Origin of the sequence: Streptomyces sp. PH10-H1 (assembly GCF_030063355.1) — a bacterium.
In the GTDB taxonomy this organism is placed as follows: Bacteria; Actinomycetota; Actinomycetes; order Streptomycetales; family Streptomycetaceae; genus Actinacidiphila.
This window is the reverse complement of the sequence record NZ_JASISZ010000036.1, coordinates 31837-45881: the sequence shown is the minus strand read 5'-3', so window position 1 is coordinate 45881 and position 14045 is coordinate 31837. Positions and strand designations below refer to the sequence as shown.

At 71.0% G+C, this 14045-nt stretch carries 16 protein-coding genes and 1 pseudogene; 11 read left to right on the top strand and 6 right to left on the bottom strand.

The features are described from left to right. Positions 1-18 precede the first annotated feature (18 nt). The 3 genes from QMK24_RS21800 to QMK24_RS21790 form a co-directional block, all read right to left on the bottom strand. Entirely contained in the window at positions 19-402 is a 384-nt protein-coding gene (locus tag QMK24_RS21800) for an STAS domain-containing protein (protein WP_283468240.1), read from the bottom strand. After that, positions 402-2375: a GAF domain-containing SpoIIE family protein phosphatase gene (locus QMK24_RS21795; protein ID WP_283468238.1), complete on the bottom strand. Its 1974-nt coding sequence runs from the start codon at positions 2373-2375 to the stop codon at positions 402-404. Before QMK24_RS21795 ends, QMK24_RS21800 begins: the two co-directional genes overlap by 1 nt. 321 nt (positions 2376-2696) lie before the next feature. Further along, positions 2697-2876 carry a hypothetical protein gene (locus QMK24_RS21790; RefSeq protein ID WP_283468235.1) on the bottom strand — a complete coding sequence of 60 codons (180 nt, stop codon included), beginning with the start codon at positions 2874-2876 and terminating at the stop codon, positions 2697-2699. Positions 2877-3293: 417 nt separating this feature from the next. Here QMK24_RS21790 and QMK24_RS21785 point away from each other — a divergent pair, with 417 nt between their 5' ends. Continuing rightward, entirely contained in the window at positions 3294-4085 is a 792-nt protein-coding gene (locus tag QMK24_RS21785) for a L,D-transpeptidase family protein (protein ID WP_283468233.1), read from the top strand. A 77-nt stretch (positions 4086-4162) separates the two neighbouring features. Here the strand turns inward: QMK24_RS21785 and QMK24_RS21780 are convergent, their stop codons facing one another. Then, the gene (locus QMK24_RS21780) at positions 4163-4612 is read right to left on the bottom strand and encodes a VOC family protein (RefSeq protein WP_283468232.1); all 450 of its coding nucleotides are present in this window, start codon (positions 4610-4612) and stop codon (positions 4163-4165) included. Between the two features lie 70 nt (positions 4613-4682). On the opposite strand from QMK24_RS21780, the gene QMK24_RS21775 reads away from it, so the two are divergent. The 7 genes and pseudogenes from QMK24_RS21775 to QMK24_RS21745 all read left to right on the top strand — a co-directional run bounded on the left by QMK24_RS21775 (position 4683) and on the right by QMK24_RS21745 (position 8889). Continuing rightward, on the top strand, positions 4683-5297 hold the full coding sequence (locus QMK24_RS21775; protein WP_283468231.1) for a CGNR zinc finger domain-containing protein: 615 nt from the start codon (positions 4683-4685) through the stop codon (positions 5295-5297). A 67-nt stretch (positions 5298-5364) separates the two neighbouring features. Beyond that, complete coding sequence (locus QMK24_RS21770; protein ID WP_283468230.1) at positions 5365-5736, top strand: SRPBCC family protein; 372 nt, start codon at positions 5365-5367, stop codon at positions 5734-5736. Between the two features lie 73 nt (positions 5737-5809). After that, the gene (locus QMK24_RS21765; protein ID WP_283468229.1) at positions 5810-6067 is read left to right on the top strand and encodes a hypothetical protein; all 258 of its coding nucleotides are present in this window, start codon (positions 5810-5812) and stop codon (positions 6065-6067) included. Positions 6068-6091: 24 nt separating this feature from the next. Further along, positions 6092-6499 carry a TOBE domain-containing protein gene (locus tag QMK24_RS21760; protein WP_283468227.1) on the top strand — a complete coding sequence of 136 codons (408 nt, stop codon included), beginning with the start codon at positions 6092-6094 and terminating at the stop codon, positions 6497-6499. Between the two features lie 99 nt (positions 6500-6598). Next, positions 6599-7763 (top strand): annotated as a pseudogene (locus QMK24_RS21755) (xanthine dehydrogenase family protein molybdopterin-binding subunit); the annotation flags it as partial. Between the two features lie 129 nt (positions 7764-7892). Next, positions 7893-8429 (top strand): molybdopterin-dependent oxidoreductase, encoded by a 537-nt coding sequence (locus QMK24_RS21750; RefSeq protein ID WP_283468226.1) that lies wholly within the window; start codon positions 7893-7895, stop codon positions 8427-8429. After that, positions 8413-8889, top strand: coding sequence for a hypothetical protein (locus tag QMK24_RS21745; protein ID WP_283468225.1), 477 nt, complete (start codon positions 8413-8415; stop codon positions 8887-8889). Before QMK24_RS21750 ends, QMK24_RS21745 begins: the two co-directional genes overlap by 17 nt. An 87-nt stretch (positions 8890-8976) precedes the next feature. Here QMK24_RS21745 and QMK24_RS21740 read toward each other — a convergent pair whose 3' ends face one another. Beyond that, positions 8977-9396: a TOBE domain-containing protein gene (locus tag QMK24_RS21740; protein ID WP_283468222.1), complete on the bottom strand. Its 420-nt coding sequence runs from the start codon at positions 9394-9396 to the stop codon at positions 8977-8979. A gap of 277 nt (positions 9397-9673) precedes the next feature. Here QMK24_RS21740 and QMK24_RS21735 point away from each other — a divergent pair, with 277 nt between their 5' ends. The 3 genes from QMK24_RS21735 to QMK24_RS21725 all read left to right on the top strand — a co-directional run bounded on the left by QMK24_RS21735 (position 9674) and on the right by QMK24_RS21725 (position 13061). Then, a complete protein-coding gene (locus QMK24_RS21735) occupies positions 9674-10069 on the top strand; it encodes a TOBE domain-containing protein (RefSeq protein WP_283468220.1) in 396 nt (131 codons plus the stop codon). A gap of 100 nt (positions 10070-10169) precedes the next feature. Then, positions 10170-10979 (top strand): molybdate ABC transporter substrate-binding protein, encoded by an 810-nt coding sequence (gene modA / locus QMK24_RS21730; RefSeq protein ID WP_283468218.1) that lies wholly within the window; start codon positions 10170-10172, stop codon positions 10977-10979. A gap of 111 nt (positions 10980-11090) precedes the next feature. Then, on the top strand, positions 11091-13061 hold the full coding sequence (locus QMK24_RS21725; protein WP_283468217.1) for an ABC transporter permease: 1971 nt from the start codon (positions 11091-11093) through the stop codon (positions 13059-13061). A gap of 129 nt (positions 13062-13190) precedes the next feature. Here QMK24_RS21725 and cobF read toward each other — a convergent pair whose 3' ends face one another. Next, a complete protein-coding gene (cobF, locus tag QMK24_RS21720; protein ID WP_283468215.1) occupies positions 13191-13955 on the bottom strand; it encodes a precorrin-6A synthase (deacetylating) in 765 nt (254 codons plus the stop codon). Positions 13956-14045 lie beyond the last annotated feature (90 nt).

Genomic DNA, 14045 nt, shown 5'->3' with positions numbered 1-14045 from the left:
CGCCCCCTCAGCGCACCGTCAGGCCCGGGGAGCGCCCGGCGGACGGCTGAGAGCGTCGGCGAGGGTGGCATGGACGGTGAAGACCTCGGTGGTACCCGTGGTGTCCAGCAACTTCGCGATGGGCTCCGGCACGGGAGCGGTGAAGCTGAGGCCCGGGCTGGTGCGTGCGGCGAGGAACAGGGCGAGGACGTCGATGTTGGCGTAGCTGACGCCCGACAGATCAACCACCAGACGGCGGTGACTGCGGCGGGCGTGCTCGATGGCGTCGCGCAGGAACTCCTCGGTCCGCCAGTCGAGGATCCCCCGCAGCACGATCACATGCGCGTCGTCACCGTGGTCGTAGTGGGCGGCGAACGCCTCGCCGAAGGCCTCTTCCTCCGGATCGTCGTGCACGGCGCTCATCACTGCGCTCCCTCTTCCGGGGCGGATGCTGGGGCGGCGCGGGCGGTTCGGGCCCGGCGGAACCGTCTCCTGGGGACCCCTCCGTCGGTGCGCAGGGCGAGCAGCACCATGTCGTCGCTGTTGTCGGGGCCCGCGACTTCACGGGCCAGCCGCTGGAGGAGCTGCGGCAGCGGCAGGTCACGGTGGGCGGCCAGCAGTTCGGCGGTGCGTTCGAGGGAGGCGGTGATGCCGCGGTCCCGGCGCTCGACGAGTCCGTCGGTGTAGAGCAAGAGGGTGGAACCGGGTTCCAGCAGGAGATGGTGGTCGGCACGCGGGGCGTGGTCCAGGCCGGGGTAGAGCATCATGTCGTGCTGGTCCAGGAGGGTGGTGCGGCCGTCCGGATGCAGCAGCAGCGGTGGCGGGTGGCCGGCGTTGGTCCAGGTCAGTGACCAGGCGTCACCCTGCCGCTCGAGGTGGGCGTGCACCACGGTGCCGCTGGCGTGCAGCGACAGCGTCGCGCAGGCCTGCTCCAGGGCGGACAGCGCTGCCGCGGGGCCCTGGGCGGGGTGGTCCAGGACGGACTGGCGCAGCATGCTGCGGACCTGTCCCATGATGGCGGCCGCGTGGACATCGTGTCCCGTGATGTCACCGACGGTCACCGCCAGCGCGGGGCCGTGGCCGGGGGCCGTGGGGAGCGGAAAGCTGTCGTACCAGTCGCCGCCGACCATGTCGTCGATCGCCGCGGGCAGGTACAGGGCCGCGCAGTCCAGGTACGCGACGGCAGGGAGATCGGTGAGCATGGCACGCTGCAGCTGATGGGCGACGTTGATGCGTTCGCCGAGGAAGACCGCGCGTTCCACGGCCTGCGCGGTGTATCCGGCCACCGACGTCAGGACGGCGCTCTCCTGCAGGTCGACCGCGTGCGGTTCGCCCCAGCCCAGGATCAGGACCCCAACCGGGCCCCGGGTGGCGGACAGCGGCAGACAGACGGCGGACTGCAGGCCGAGGGAGTCGAACCCGTCGACCGCGTCGGGCCCGTAACGGCTCATCATGTGGGCGCGGTCCGGGACGGTGATCATCCGCCGCTCACGCAGGGCCCGCGCAGTGGGGAAATCGGCGTCCAGGCCGAACACCTCGAAGTCGGACTCCACCGCGTGGGGCGCGTCGGGGTCCTGCACGCGCCGCAACTGGTCGCCCTCCAGGAGGATCAGGCCCACGTAGGTCGGTTTGAGGTCCCCGCTGACCAGCTCTCCGACCTGGCGCCGCACATCCTCCACGCTCGTGGTGCCCGTCAGGTCCTCCGCGGCACGCAGCAGGAGCTCCGCGCTCTTGAGCGCCTGGTGGGCCGTCCGGGCCAGTCCCTGCGCAAGGCCGCGCGCCTCCTCCGCCTCCCGCCGGGCCAGTTCGGCCGCCGCTCGGGCCGACTCCGCTTCCCGTCGCGCGTCCTCCGCGAGCCCCTGGGCGTAGACGGCGTGCTGGGAGACGATGCGCAGCCGCAGTTCCGCCGAGCAGGCCGCCGCCAGGTCGGCCAGGTCCTGGAGTTCGCGCGGGGTCCACTGCCGCACCGTGGTGTCGATCGCGCACAGCGACCCCAGGACGTGTCCGTTCCCGTCGGTCAGCGGCATTCCGGCATAGGCGACGACCCCGAGGTCGGGGATGGCCAGGCTGTCGCACGTCCGCGCGTCACGCCGGGCGTCCGGCAGGACCAGGGGACGCCCGGTGGCGATGACGTGTTGGCACAGCGAGTGGGTCAGCGGGGTCTCACGGCGGGTGGCCCACGGCTCGGCCAGTCCGACCATCCCGGGAAAGACCTGACGGTCCTCCCCCACCAGGGACACCAGCGACATCGGTACGCGCAGGCTGCGCGCCACCAATTGGGCGAACCGTTCCATGTCCGCGTCCGAGGACGCCGTCAGGCCCGCCTCGCGCAATGCCTGCAGCCGGGCCTGCCCGGCGTCGGAATCCGGATGCTCAGCGCTGGAACCGTCTGCCACATCCGCCTCCCACATCCGTCGGAGTACGCCACCCGCCGTGGCCATCTACAGAACGCCACATCCTAAGCCGTCCCCCGCCCCGGCGCGGTGCCGCTTCGCCGCCGCACGGCGGACATGCCGGCAGGCCCGGCGGAACCGGGCCTGCGGCGAAACCACGCGCGGGGTTGACGGCGGACGTGACGGCCATCCCTGGCACCGCAGTGCGCGTGACCGGACTGGATGAATTCACTCCCCCGTGAAGTGATAACCCTGCGGAAGCCCGAACCGGCTCACGCCGGCCGTCGCCACGATCTTGGCCTCACGGCCTACGCCCGGAAAGGATCACTGACCCAAGGCGGCGCGATACTCGCTCATCCTCTTTTGGAATTCAATATTCCTTCTCAGTTCGCCCATGAGCCTTTCCTGAGCCTGAATATCTGTGATCATCTTCCTGTCCTCGGCGAGGATCTTCTTGGCGACATCGTTGACGATCATGGACAGCGTGGCCCCGACAATGGCCATGAGCTGCGGGTCTTTAGCCGAATAGCGTTGAGCGAAGACGTATCCCGCAAAGCCACCCAGGGCTGCACCAACAGCGTCTTCGACGACGTCAAAAATCGACTCGGCTCAGCCATGATCGAACTCCCCCATTGCGCCCTCCGGGCCGCACTTTTAGATCCGAGTGCGTCTGGATGGGCTGCTTACTTGCTGGCCAAATGGAGAGTAGAGCAGAATTTCATGATTATTCTACGGAATCGACAAGAATCGTTCTGCCCATTCGGTCTTTTCGGGTTGTCGTCCGACCGGGGGTCGGCGAGTCCGCACGCGTGGCCGGGAGCGCGGGCGGGGCTCCCGCGCAGCGCGTCGGTGGCCGAGTACCAAAACGGTGGGCCCCAAGTAGAGCGCGCGCCCGGGACCGTGCCGCCCTACAGTGATGCGATGGCCCGCACGCATCCCACCGGGACCGGTCTCGTATCACCCGGGTCCCGTTCCCGACGGCACGCCGACGCCCGCTCGCCGCGCGCGGCGAGGACCGCCGCGGCGGGCGCCGTCACCGCCTGGGCCGTTGCCGGCATCCTGCTCGGGTCGGGCCCGGCACAGGGCGCGACGCCGCCGCCCGTTCCCGCACCGCACTTCCCGGTGCCGGTGATGGTGGGCACGGCCGGCCAGGTGATCAGCGTCCAGGCGCGGGGAACCTACGCGACCGTCATCGCCTGGCAGAAGACGGGCGCCATCTGGGTGAAGCGGTACACGACCACGGCGGCCAGGGTGGGTTCGCACGGCATCACCGACGGCGCCACCCGCAAGCAGGGCACCTACACGACGCCGACCGGCACCTATACCGTCAGCCAGGGCTTCGGGGTCGCCGCCAACCCCGGTACGAAGATGCCGTATCACCAGGTCACCGCGGCGGACTGGTGGGTGGAGGACCCCGACTCTGCCTACTACAACCGGATGCGCCGGGCCGAGCAGGGCGGCTTCCCCCTCACGGAGAAGGGCGATCACGGCAGCGAACGCCTGGTCAACTACCCGGTCCAGTACCGCAATGCCCTGGTCATCGACTTCAACAACCGTCCCGCGGTCAAGGGCCGGGGCGCCGGCATGTTCCTGCACGCGCTCGGGCCCGCGGCCGGCCCCACCGCGGGCTGCGTCGCCCTCCCCCAGGCGGTCCTCACGAGCGTCATGCGCTGGATCGACCCGGCGCAGCACCCCGTGATCGCCGTCGGCTGACGAACCGGCGGCAACGGGGTCTCCAGTCCGGTCCGCAGTCCTGCTCAAAGATTCCTGGGCGCGCCCTCTCCGCCGTCCTACTGGACGTCGAACTCGTTGCCCTCCGGGTCGGCCATGGTGACGTGGCTGCTGCCGTGCTCGGCCACCACGTGCAGGACGGTGGCGCCGAGCCCTTCCAGCCGCTTGACCTCGGCCTCCCGGGCCTCCGCACCGACGTGGAGGTCGATGTGCAGACGGTTCTTGCACTGCTTGGGCTCCGGAACGGCCTGCAAGAGCAGCCGCCGGCCCAGGCCGGTTCCGCTGGCGGGGTCCACCGGGTCCTCCGGGTGCCGTACCGCCGCCAATGTCGGCCAGGCCCGGCGGCCGTCGGCCAGGACGAAGTCGCCGTCCCCGATGGCCCCGAGACCGAGCAGCCGGTCGATGAGCACGCTGTTGTCCTCGACCTCATAGCCCAGCGCCTGTGCCCAGAATCCGGCGAGCCGCAGCGGATCCGCACAGTCGATGACGAGTTTCCAGTGCACGGCCATGAGTTCCTCCTGGTATCAGCGGGCCGGAGCGCTCCAGCCCAGCCGTCGTGAAACCAATTATAGTGGTTACATGACTGAGCCGGCAACCGGACTGGTGCTCCACCCACCCGAGGGCACCAGCTATCACTTCGACCCCGGAACCCTGTGCCTGGAATTCCTCACCACCGGGGGACCCGGTGCACTGGCCCGCCACGAGGTCCTGCACGAGCCCGGCAATCTGGCCGGCTGGCTCGCCCTGTCCCGGCTGCGCCTCGATCCCTCCCGCGTTCAGATCACCGCGGACGAACTGCTCCGGGCGCGACGGCTGCGCGACGCGCTGTGGCGGCTGGCCCGCGGCCGTGCGCAGGGCCACCCCGACGGGCCGGACGACCTGGCGACGGTCAATGACGCCGCCACCGGCGCCCCGCTGGTCCCGCGGTTCGCCCCGGACGGCGCGCGTGTGTGGACCCTGCCGGCCACCGGCGGCCAGGCGGTCTCCACCCTCGCCCGTGATGCCATCGACCTGTTCACCGGCCCGTTCGCAAACCGGATCCGCGAATGCGGCGCCCATGACTGCTACCTGATCTTCGTCGACACCTCCCGCCCGGGGCGCCGCCGATGGTGCGCCATGGAGCGCTGCGGGAACCGCCACAAGGTGCGTGCGCTGCGCGCGCGCCGCGAACTCGAGGAGGCACCGACCTCATGACGCCACGGCCCCCGCCCGGTCCGCACATGTCACAGGGCTCACCCAGGACGCCGGATTCCAGGTCGGTGTGTCCAAGACCCTCCGGCGACCCCCGCGGCTGGTCTGGCAGTTCCTCACCGGCCCCGAAGGCATCGCCCTGTGGCTCGGCGCCGGTGCCCGGCTCGGAGCGGAGCGCGGAGCGGTCTACTCGACGGCCGACGGTACGACCGGCGAGATCCGCGGCTACCACGTCGGTTCCCGTATCCGCCTCACCCACCGCCCCGCCGGCCGGCCGTACGAGACCACCCTCCAGGTGACCGTGACCCCCAGCGGCGACGGAACGATGCTGCGTTTCCACCAGGAGCGGCTGGCCGACGCGGCCGAGCGGGAGGCTCAGCGCCTCCACTGGCGATCGGTGATGGACGCGGTGACGGACGCGCTGGCGCCCGCGCCGGACTGACGGACCGGCCCCAGGAGACCCTCCGACAACGCCCCCGCCAGTACCGGCGGAGCACGGAACCCCGGCCTGACAGATGTCACGCCAGAAGCCCTACGCCAGGCACTGCCGCCTCGCACTGACCGAGCTGGACATCCCCGACGGCGCGGAGCTGCGCATCACCAGACTCAGCCTGGTCGGCGGCGTGACGCTCCGGGTGCGCCCGGACGTACAGGTGGTCAGCGGCATCCGCCTGGGCGGAGTCAGCGACGACGGCCCCAGCGAACCGGGAGGGCCCACCGTCCGGGTGAACGTGTACGGACTGCTCGGCGGCGTGAGCGTGCACCGCGGCTGAGGCCGCCACCGTTAGTGTGCGGGCATGCCGACGTACAGCATTGGCCAGGCAGCGAAACTGCTGGGCGTGAGTCCGGAGACCGTCAGGCGGTGGGCTGACGGCGGCCAGGTGCGGATGGACCGCGATGGACCGGGGAACAGGGTCATCGACGGGGTCAGTCTTGCGGCGTTCGCCAAGGAGCGGGCCGCGGGTGCGGAGACGGTCCCTGACGAGGTGTCGACGTCGGTGCGCAACGCCTTCGTCGGGATCGTGACCGCTGTGACATTCGACGACGTGATCGCCCAGGTGGAGATCCAGGCGGGGCCGCACCGCGTGGTGTCGGTGGTGACGCGGGAGGCCGTGGAGGAGCTGGGACTGGAGGTCGGGGTCATGGCGACAGCGCGGGTGAAGTCGACGAATGTGCACGTCGATCGGCCTGGCCACAGGACGTGACCGGAGCCGGCGGACCCGCCGGGCGACGGCACAGCGCTCGGCCGCTCGGCGGCTGATCGCGTGGGCACGGGCGAGGTTGTCGTGGTGCTGGGCGATGACGTGAAGGCCGGCGCCCGGCGGGACGGCACGCTCACCGCGCTGGAACTGCGGGTGGTGTCCAACACGGGCGCGTACGGCAATCACGGCCCGGCGGTGATGTTCCACGCCTGCGGCGAATCGCTGTCGGTGTACCGCTGCCCCAACAAGAAGGCCGACGGCTACGCCGTCTACACCCACACCGTGCCGGCCGGCGCGTTCCGCGGATACGGGCTCGGCCAGGTCGTCTTCGCCATGGAATCGGTCCTGGACGAGCTCCCCGCCGCCTCGGCATCGATCCGCTCGTGCTGCGCGAGCGCAACATCATCGGCCCCGGCGAGCCGATGATCACGCCCAGCGGCGAGGAGGAGGATCTGCACATCGCCAGTTACGGCCTCGATCAGTGCCTGGGCATCGTCCGCGCCGCACAGGCCGCGGAGCCGGGACCGGCGCCGGAGGGCTGGCTGGTGGGCGAGGGCTCGGCGCTGTCGGTGATCGCGACCGGTCCGCCCGGCGGCCACATCGCCGATGCCCGCATCACGCTGCTCGAGGACGGCACCTTCGATCTGGCGGTGGGCACCGCCGAGTTCGGCAACGGCACCACCACCGTCCACCAGCAGATCGCCGCCGGCGAGCTGGCCAGTACCACCGGGCGGATCACGATCCGCCAGTCGGACACCGACTGGTCCGGCACGACACCGGTGCGTTCGGCTCCACCGGCACCGTCGTCGCGGGGAAGGCCACGCTCCGGGCATCGCAGGCTCTGGCCGGGCACCTCCTCGACTTCGCCGCCCGCCACCTGGGTGTCCCCCGGGCGGGCTGCCGGCTGACCGAGGAGGCCGTCGAGGGCGCCGGGCGGATCGTGTCCCTCAAAGAGCTGTACGAGGCGGCTCGGACGGCCGGGCAGGAGCTGGCCGCCGACGGGCACTTCGGCGGCACTCCCCGCTCGGTCGCCTTCAATGCGCAGTGGTTCCGGGTCGCCGTCGACCCCGGCACCGGGGAGATCCGGATCCTGCGCAGCGTCCACGCCGCGGACGCCGGCAAGGTGATGAACCCGATGCAGTGCCGGGACCAGGTCGAAGGCGGTGTCGCCCAGGCGCTGGGCGCCACGCTCTTCGAGAACGTCCGCCTCGACGAGCGCGGCGAGGTCACCACAGCCGCGTTCCGCCGCGAACCGCGCTTGCCGCGAAAGATCTCGTCCTGACCTACCATCCACGAGGAGAAGACATACTTTTGGTTAGCATCCACGATTTCCTGGCAGGACGATTGGGCATGACTGGGAAGCAGCCGCCGCGTGGACCGCCCGAGGGGGAATCGGATGAGCCGACTCAGGACGCCACCTCTCGCCGCCCCGCCCCGCACCCGGTCCTTCCTCCTGCGGGGCGAGGTGCACCGGCCGACGACCCTGACCGTCGCCGATCTGCGGGACGGCTGGGAGCAGCACCGTGCCGATGTGGTCTTCGACTGCGCGACCAACGGGCCGCAGCACCACAGCTTCGAGGGACCGCTGCTGCGGGAGGTCGTCGCCTCCGCGGAACCGGCGTTCGACGCCCGGCGGCGCAAGGACCGGTCACGTTTCCTGCTGGCGGTGACCGGCGGCGACGGGCATCACACAGTGCTCTCCTGGGCGGAGATCGACGCCGACTTCGGGGACGCGCCCATCCTGCTGGCCACGGTCATGGACGGCGGTGCCCTGGACATCGCCGGCAGCCAGCTGGTGGTGCCCTCCGACCGCTGCGGGGCCCGCTACGTCAGCGCGATCACCAGCGTGTGGGTCGCAGCGTGCCCGGCGCCCGATGACGTACCGGCCCCGGGACGGAACACCGAAGGGGGCGGTCGTGCGGAGTTCCGCTGACGCGTGGGACGACTTCCTGCGGACCGGCATCATCGAGGAGCCGGGGGTGGCCTACGCCGCCGCGCTGCTGGGCCCCGACGGCGCGTATGTGCGCACCGCGTCGGCAACGGCCGGGGACGACGGGTCAGGGTACTTCCGCGCCGAGGACGCCGCGGCCGCGCTGATCGTGCGGGACGCGGCGCGCGGCGGACCCGCCGTGCCGGATGCCTTCGCGCTGTGCGGCCGGAGAGTCACGATCGGCGTGATCGCCGGCGGAGCGGACCTGTGGGCAACGCCCCTGATCTGCGAGCGCACCGGTCTGAACGTCGGGGTCGTGGGCGGTACTCCTGCGGGCTATGTGGTCGTCGCCCTGTGCCATCCCATGAGCGACGACATTCCCGTGCCGGGTGTGTACGGAGCGGAGATCTCCACCTGGAGCGTTTTCCAGAGCCGGATCGGACTGGCCCTGCTGACCGCCTAGCACCCGCCCGGCCGGCCGGAGCGAAGACCGTCCGGAGCCCGACCGGCGGACGAACCGGCCGGCCGACGCACCGACCTGTCGGCGCACTCAGACGGTGGCGAGGGCGACCTCGGTGGACTTGATGAGCGCGACGACCGAGGTACCGGCGGCCAGACCCAGGTCCGCGACAGCGTCCTTGGTGATCGCAGCGGTCAGCTCGCCACCCGCGACGTTGACCTTGACGCTCGACATGGCGCCGCCGCTGGCGACGTCGGAGACCGTGCCGGGGATCTGGTTGCGAATGCTCAGGCCCGCCACCGGCCCGGTGGCCAGCGACACCTCCGTGGACTTCACCAGGGTGCGGACCGCCGTGCCCTCGGCGATGCCCAGCTCCTTCACGGCCTCCAGCGTGATGGCGGCCGTGATCTCCTGGCCGCCGTTCAGGCGAACCTTGACAGTCGCCATGACCTCGCCGGGCGTGACGGCGGTGACTGTGCCGGGGATCTGGTTGCGAATGCTCAGGCTCATGAAGGGCGCCTCACATATGGAGCGGAATGCCAGGTTTACACCTGCCGTGTCATCAGCACTGTAGCCACACTCCGCGCATCCGTCCGGGCACGCATCGCAAACACCACCAGGACCGAGGAAGCCGCCCGGCAAACCAGAGGCAACGCAGTGTCGGATACCCGGGGCGAATGGCGCCGGGTCCGGGCTATTGGACCTTTCACCGATGGAGGGGGCAACTGCTATGGAGTTTCACCCGATGAATTGCAAATGCCAGCTGATAGCCCCTACCTTGTCGCACATGCAGTCCTACACGATCGGCCAGGCGGCGAGGCTGCTCGGCGTCAGCCCTGATACCGCGCGTCGCTGGGCGGACGCCGGGCGCGTCGCGACCCACCGCGACGAAGGCGGCCGCCGGCTCATCGACGGACGGGCACTGGCCGCGTTCTCCATCGAGGTCGCCCAGAGCGGCACCGGTGAGGAGGACGCCTCCTACACCTCCGCCCGCAACGCCTTCCCCGGCATCGTCACCGCCGTGAAACTCGGTGACATCGCCGCCCAGGTCGAGATCCAGGCCGGACCGCACCGGCTGGTCTCCCTCCTGACCCGTGAAGCCGTGGAGGAACTCGGCCTGGAGGTCGGCATGCAGGCCACCGCCCGCGTGAAGTCCACCAGCGTGCACATCGACCGCGCCTGACCGATCGCTCGACCCAGCGGCGTCGCCCGTCCCCGACGCGGCCTGTCCCACCCGCTCGGGCGACATCAGTCGGCCCGTATCTTCAAGGAGTTCCACCCTCGTGTCTCTCGCCTTCAGCAGACGCCGCGCCGCCGCCGCGATCGTGACCGTTGCCCTCCTCGTCCCGCTCGCGGCAGCCTGCAGCAGCAGCGACAGCAAGAAGGACACCGGATCCACGGCGACCCCGTCCGCCACCGGCGCGCCCAAGGCCGCCCTGACGGTGCTGGCGGCCTCCTCACTCACCAACGTCTTCAAGACCGCCGGTGCCGCGTACGAGAAGAGCCACCCGGGCACCACGGTGAAGTTCTCCTTCGCCGGCTCGCAGGAACTCGCCGCCCAGGTCAAGCAGGGCGCCCCCGCCGACGCCCTCGTCACCGCGGACACCAAGACCATGACCGGCCTGAAGAGCGACACCGGCACACCGGCCGTCATCGCCAAGAACCGCCTGGTGATCGCCACCGGTAAAGGCAACCCGCTGAAGATCACGGCCCTCAAGGACCTCGCCGACACCAAGTTCAAGGTCGTGCTGGCCGCGCCCGAGGTCCCGGTCGGCCGGTACAGCAAGCAGGTCCTGGACGCCCAGAAGATCACCGTGAAGCCGGTCTCGCAGGAGCCGAACGTCCGCGCCGTGCTGAGCAAGGTCGAACTCGGCGAAGCCGACGCCGGCATCGTCTACGCCACCGACGCGGCGACCGCCACGAACAAGGTCGACGCCATCGAGATCCCCGACGCGCAGAACGCCGTCGCCTCGTACCCGGCCGCCACCTTGAAGGCCTCCAAGAACACCGAGGCCGCCACCGCGTTCGTGGCCTGGCTGAGCACCCCCGAAGCGCAGAAGATCCTGCAGGACGCGGGCTTCCAGAAGCCGTAACCCCTCCCCCAACAGCGGTAACGCCGCATGCCGCGGGGGCTGTCCGGATCGGGGGACCGGACAGCCCCCGCGGCATCAGCACCTTCTCCGACCCGATCGCAGGAACCCCTGATGAGACGCATCCGCAGCCGGGCGCGCGGCGCGCGCACTCCCGTCGCGCTGGCACTGCCCGCACTGCTCGCGATCGCGTTCCTGCTCATGCCGCTGATCGGCATCCTCGCCCGCACGTCCTGGGGCGAGATCGGCACCCATCTGACCAGCCCGGGCGTCACCGAGGCCCTGAAGCTGTCCCTGCTCGTCTCGTTCTGGGCGCTGGGCCTGTCCCTGGTGCTCGGCGTGCCGCTCGCGTGGCTGCTGGCCCGGGTGGACTTCGCCGGCAAGACACTGGTGCGTTCCCTGGTGCTGCTGCCGATGGTGCTGCCGCCCACCGTCGGCGGCGTCGCCCTGCTGCTGGGCTTCGGCCGGCGGGGCCTGCTCGGTCCCTGGCTGGAGAACACCTTCGGGATCGTGCTGCCGTTCCACACCTCCGGCGCGGTGGTGGCCGCCACCTTCGTGGCGATGCCGTTCCTGATCATCAGCCTGGAGGGCACCCTCGCCGGACTGCGCCCCAGCTACGAGGAGACCGCCGCCTCCCTGGGGGCCTCACCGGTGCGGGTGTTCTTCACCGTCACCCTGCCGATGGTCGCCCCCGGCCTGGCCGCCGGAGCCGCCCTGGCCTGGGCGCGCGCGCTGGGCGAGTTCGGTGCCACCATCACCTTCGCCGGCAATCTCCCCGGCACCACCCAGACCCTGCCGCTGCAGGTCTATCTGCTGCTCCAGGACTCACCTGAGGCCGCGACCTCCGTGTCCCTCCTGCTGCTCGCCATCGCCATGGCCGTGCTGATCGGCCTGCGGGGCCGCTGGACCGGCGCGACCACCGACCGCGCCGGCTCCTCCCCCGAACGCCCCGCCGACGATGCGCAGCCGCCGGCCGGCGCGGCGACGTCCCTCACCGCCGCATCCCTCACTGCCGCATCCCTCACGGCCAAGCCCCTGGCGGCGCCGGAGCGTTGGTCCCTGCACACCGACGTCACCGGATCCAACCAGCTCACGCTGGACGCGGAACCCGGCACCACCATCGCGGTCGTCGGACCCAACGGCGCAGGCAAGACGACTCTTCTGCGCGCCCTCCTGGGCCTCACTCCCCGCGCCTACGCCGAACTCCGCCTCGGTGACACCGATGTGAGCGCCCTGCCCCCGCACAAGCGGGGTGTCGCCTGGGTCCCGCAGGACGGCGCCCTCTTCCCGCACCTGACGGCGCTGGCCAACACCGCCTACGGCTTGCGCACCCACCACGTCCCGCGCGCCGAGGCGCGCCGCGCCGCCCAGCAATGGCTCGACCGGCTGGGCGTCGGCCATCTCGCCCACCGCAAACCCGCCCAGCTCTCCGGCGGCCAGGCCCAACGTGTCGCCCTCGCCCGGGCGCTGGCCGCCCGCCCCCGGCTGCTGCTCCTCGACGAACCCCTCGCCGCCCTCGACCAGACCACCCGCGCCCATGTCCGCCACACCCTGCGCACCCACCTCGACGGCTTCGGCGGCGTCTGCCTCATCGTCACCCACGACCCGGTAGAAGCCGTCGCCCTGGCCGATCGCGTCCTCGTCCTCGAGGACGGCCGCACTCTGCAGGACGCCTCACCCGCCGACGTGACCCGTCATCCCCGCTCGCCCTGGGTCGCCCGCATGCTCGGCCGCAACGCCTGGCCCGGCACCGCCACCACCGACGGCCTCGCGCTGGCCGGCGGCGGACACCTCGTCGTCGCCGACACCCTCACCGACGGAACCCGGGCGCTGGCGATCATCGCGCCGGAGGCCGTCTCCGTGCACCGCGAGAAACCCGGCGGCAGCCCTCGCAACGTCTGGCCCGGCACCATTCGCGAGATCACCTCCGCCGGCAGCCGGCTGCGCCTGCTCATCACCTCCGACCGGGCCCCCGACCTCGTCGCGGAGATCACCCCCCACGCCGCCACCGAACTCGGCCTCACCGACGGCACCACCGTCTGGACCAGCATCAAGGCCACCGAGGTCAGCCTCGTCACCCTCTGATCCGATGTCGCGGGGTCCGATGTCGCGGGGTCCAGTGTCGCGGGGTCCAGTGTCGCGGGGTCCAGTGTCGCGGGGTCCAGCCGGAGCGAACACACCCTGTTCCCGTGTGCCCGTCACACAGCCGTCGGCTCAGTCGCGGTCACGGCGCAGCAGATACGTGTCCATGATCCATCCCTTGCGCGCGCGGGCCTCGGCACGCAGCGTCTGGATCCGGCCCGCGACGTCGGCCAGTCGTCCCGCGACGAGGAGCTCGTCCGGTGTTCCCAGGTACGCGCCCCAGAAGATGCTGACGTCCTCGTCCTCGATGCCGGCGAATGCCTGGTGTGCGTCCAGCATGACCACGACGTCGTCGGTTCCTTCGGGGAAGCCTTCGGCCAGCTGTCTGCCGGTGGTGATCTGCACGGGCCGCGCGAGCCGGTTCAGTCCGGTCCGGTGCTTGGCGGCCAGCGCCGAGACGCTGCTGATGCCGGGGACCACCTCGTAGTCGAACGCCACCGTCCCGCGGTCGCGAACGTCCTCCAGGATGCCGAGGGTGCTGTCGTACAGGGCGGGATCGCCCCACACCAGGAAGGCACCGCATTCTCCGTCCGCGAGGTCCGTGCCGATGAAGTGCTCGTAGATGTCACCACGATGATGGCGCCAGTCCCCGACCGCGGACGCGTAGGCCGGATCCGGCGCCGTGCGGTCCCGGGGCGGGTCCTGGGCCGACACGAGCCGGTGCGGGCGCGTCACATGCTGTTCGATGATGTCGTGGCGCAGTTGGACGAGGTCGGACTTCTCCTCACCCTTGTCCAGGATGAAGAACACGTCGACCTGGTTGAGGGCCTTGACCGCCTGCAGGGTCAGATGGTCCGGGTCGCCCGCTCCGATACCGATCACAATGATCTTCCTCACGGAACGAGTCTGCACCATGGGGCCGGGGGCGGCCTGTGGACGGTGGCTCACCGCACCATCCGGTAGCCCTACGAGGAACGGGCCGCCGCC

Bases quoted from the DNA above. Each gene is read 5' to 3' on its own strand.
- QMK24_RS21800 (WP_283468240.1), bottom strand. From the start codon at position 402: ATGAGCGCCGTGCACGACGATCCGGAGGAAGAGGCCTTCGGCGAGGCG.
- QMK24_RS21760 (WP_283468227.1), top strand. From the start codon at position 6,092: ATGCCGACGTACAGCATTGGCCAGGCAGCGAAACTGCTGGGCGTGAGT.
- QMK24_RS21740 (WP_283468222.1), bottom strand. From the start codon at position 9,396: ATGAGCCTGAGCATTCGCAACCAGATCCCCGGCACAGTCACCGCCGTC.
- QMK24_RS21780 (WP_283468232.1), bottom strand. From the start codon at position 4,612: ATGGCCGTGCACTGGAAACTCGTCATCGACTGTGCGGATCCGCTGCGG.
- QMK24_RS21725 (WP_283468217.1), top strand. From the start codon at position 11,091: ATGAGACGCATCCGCAGCCGGGCGCGCGGCGCGCGCACTCCCGTCGCG.
- QMK24_RS21785 (WP_283468233.1), top strand. From the start codon at position 3,294: ATGGCCCGCACGCATCCCACCGGGACCGGTCTCGTATCACCCGGGTCC.
- QMK24_RS21790 (WP_283468235.1), bottom strand. From the start codon at position 2,876: ATGGCCATTGTCGGGGCCACGCTGTCCATGATCGTCAACGATGTCGCC.
- QMK24_RS21735 (WP_283468220.1), top strand. From the start codon at position 9,674: ATGCAGTCCTACACGATCGGCCAGGCGGCGAGGCTGCTCGGCGTCAGC.
- QMK24_RS21750 (WP_283468226.1), top strand. From the start codon at position 7,893: ATGAGCCGACTCAGGACGCCACCTCTCGCCGCCCCGCCCCGCACCCGG.
- QMK24_RS21765 (WP_283468229.1), top strand. From the start codon at position 5,810: ATGTCACGCCAGAAGCCCTACGCCAGGCACTGCCGCCTCGCACTGACC.
- QMK24_RS21775 (WP_283468231.1), top strand. From the start codon at position 4,683: ATGACTGAGCCGGCAACCGGACTGGTGCTCCACCCACCCGAGGGCACC.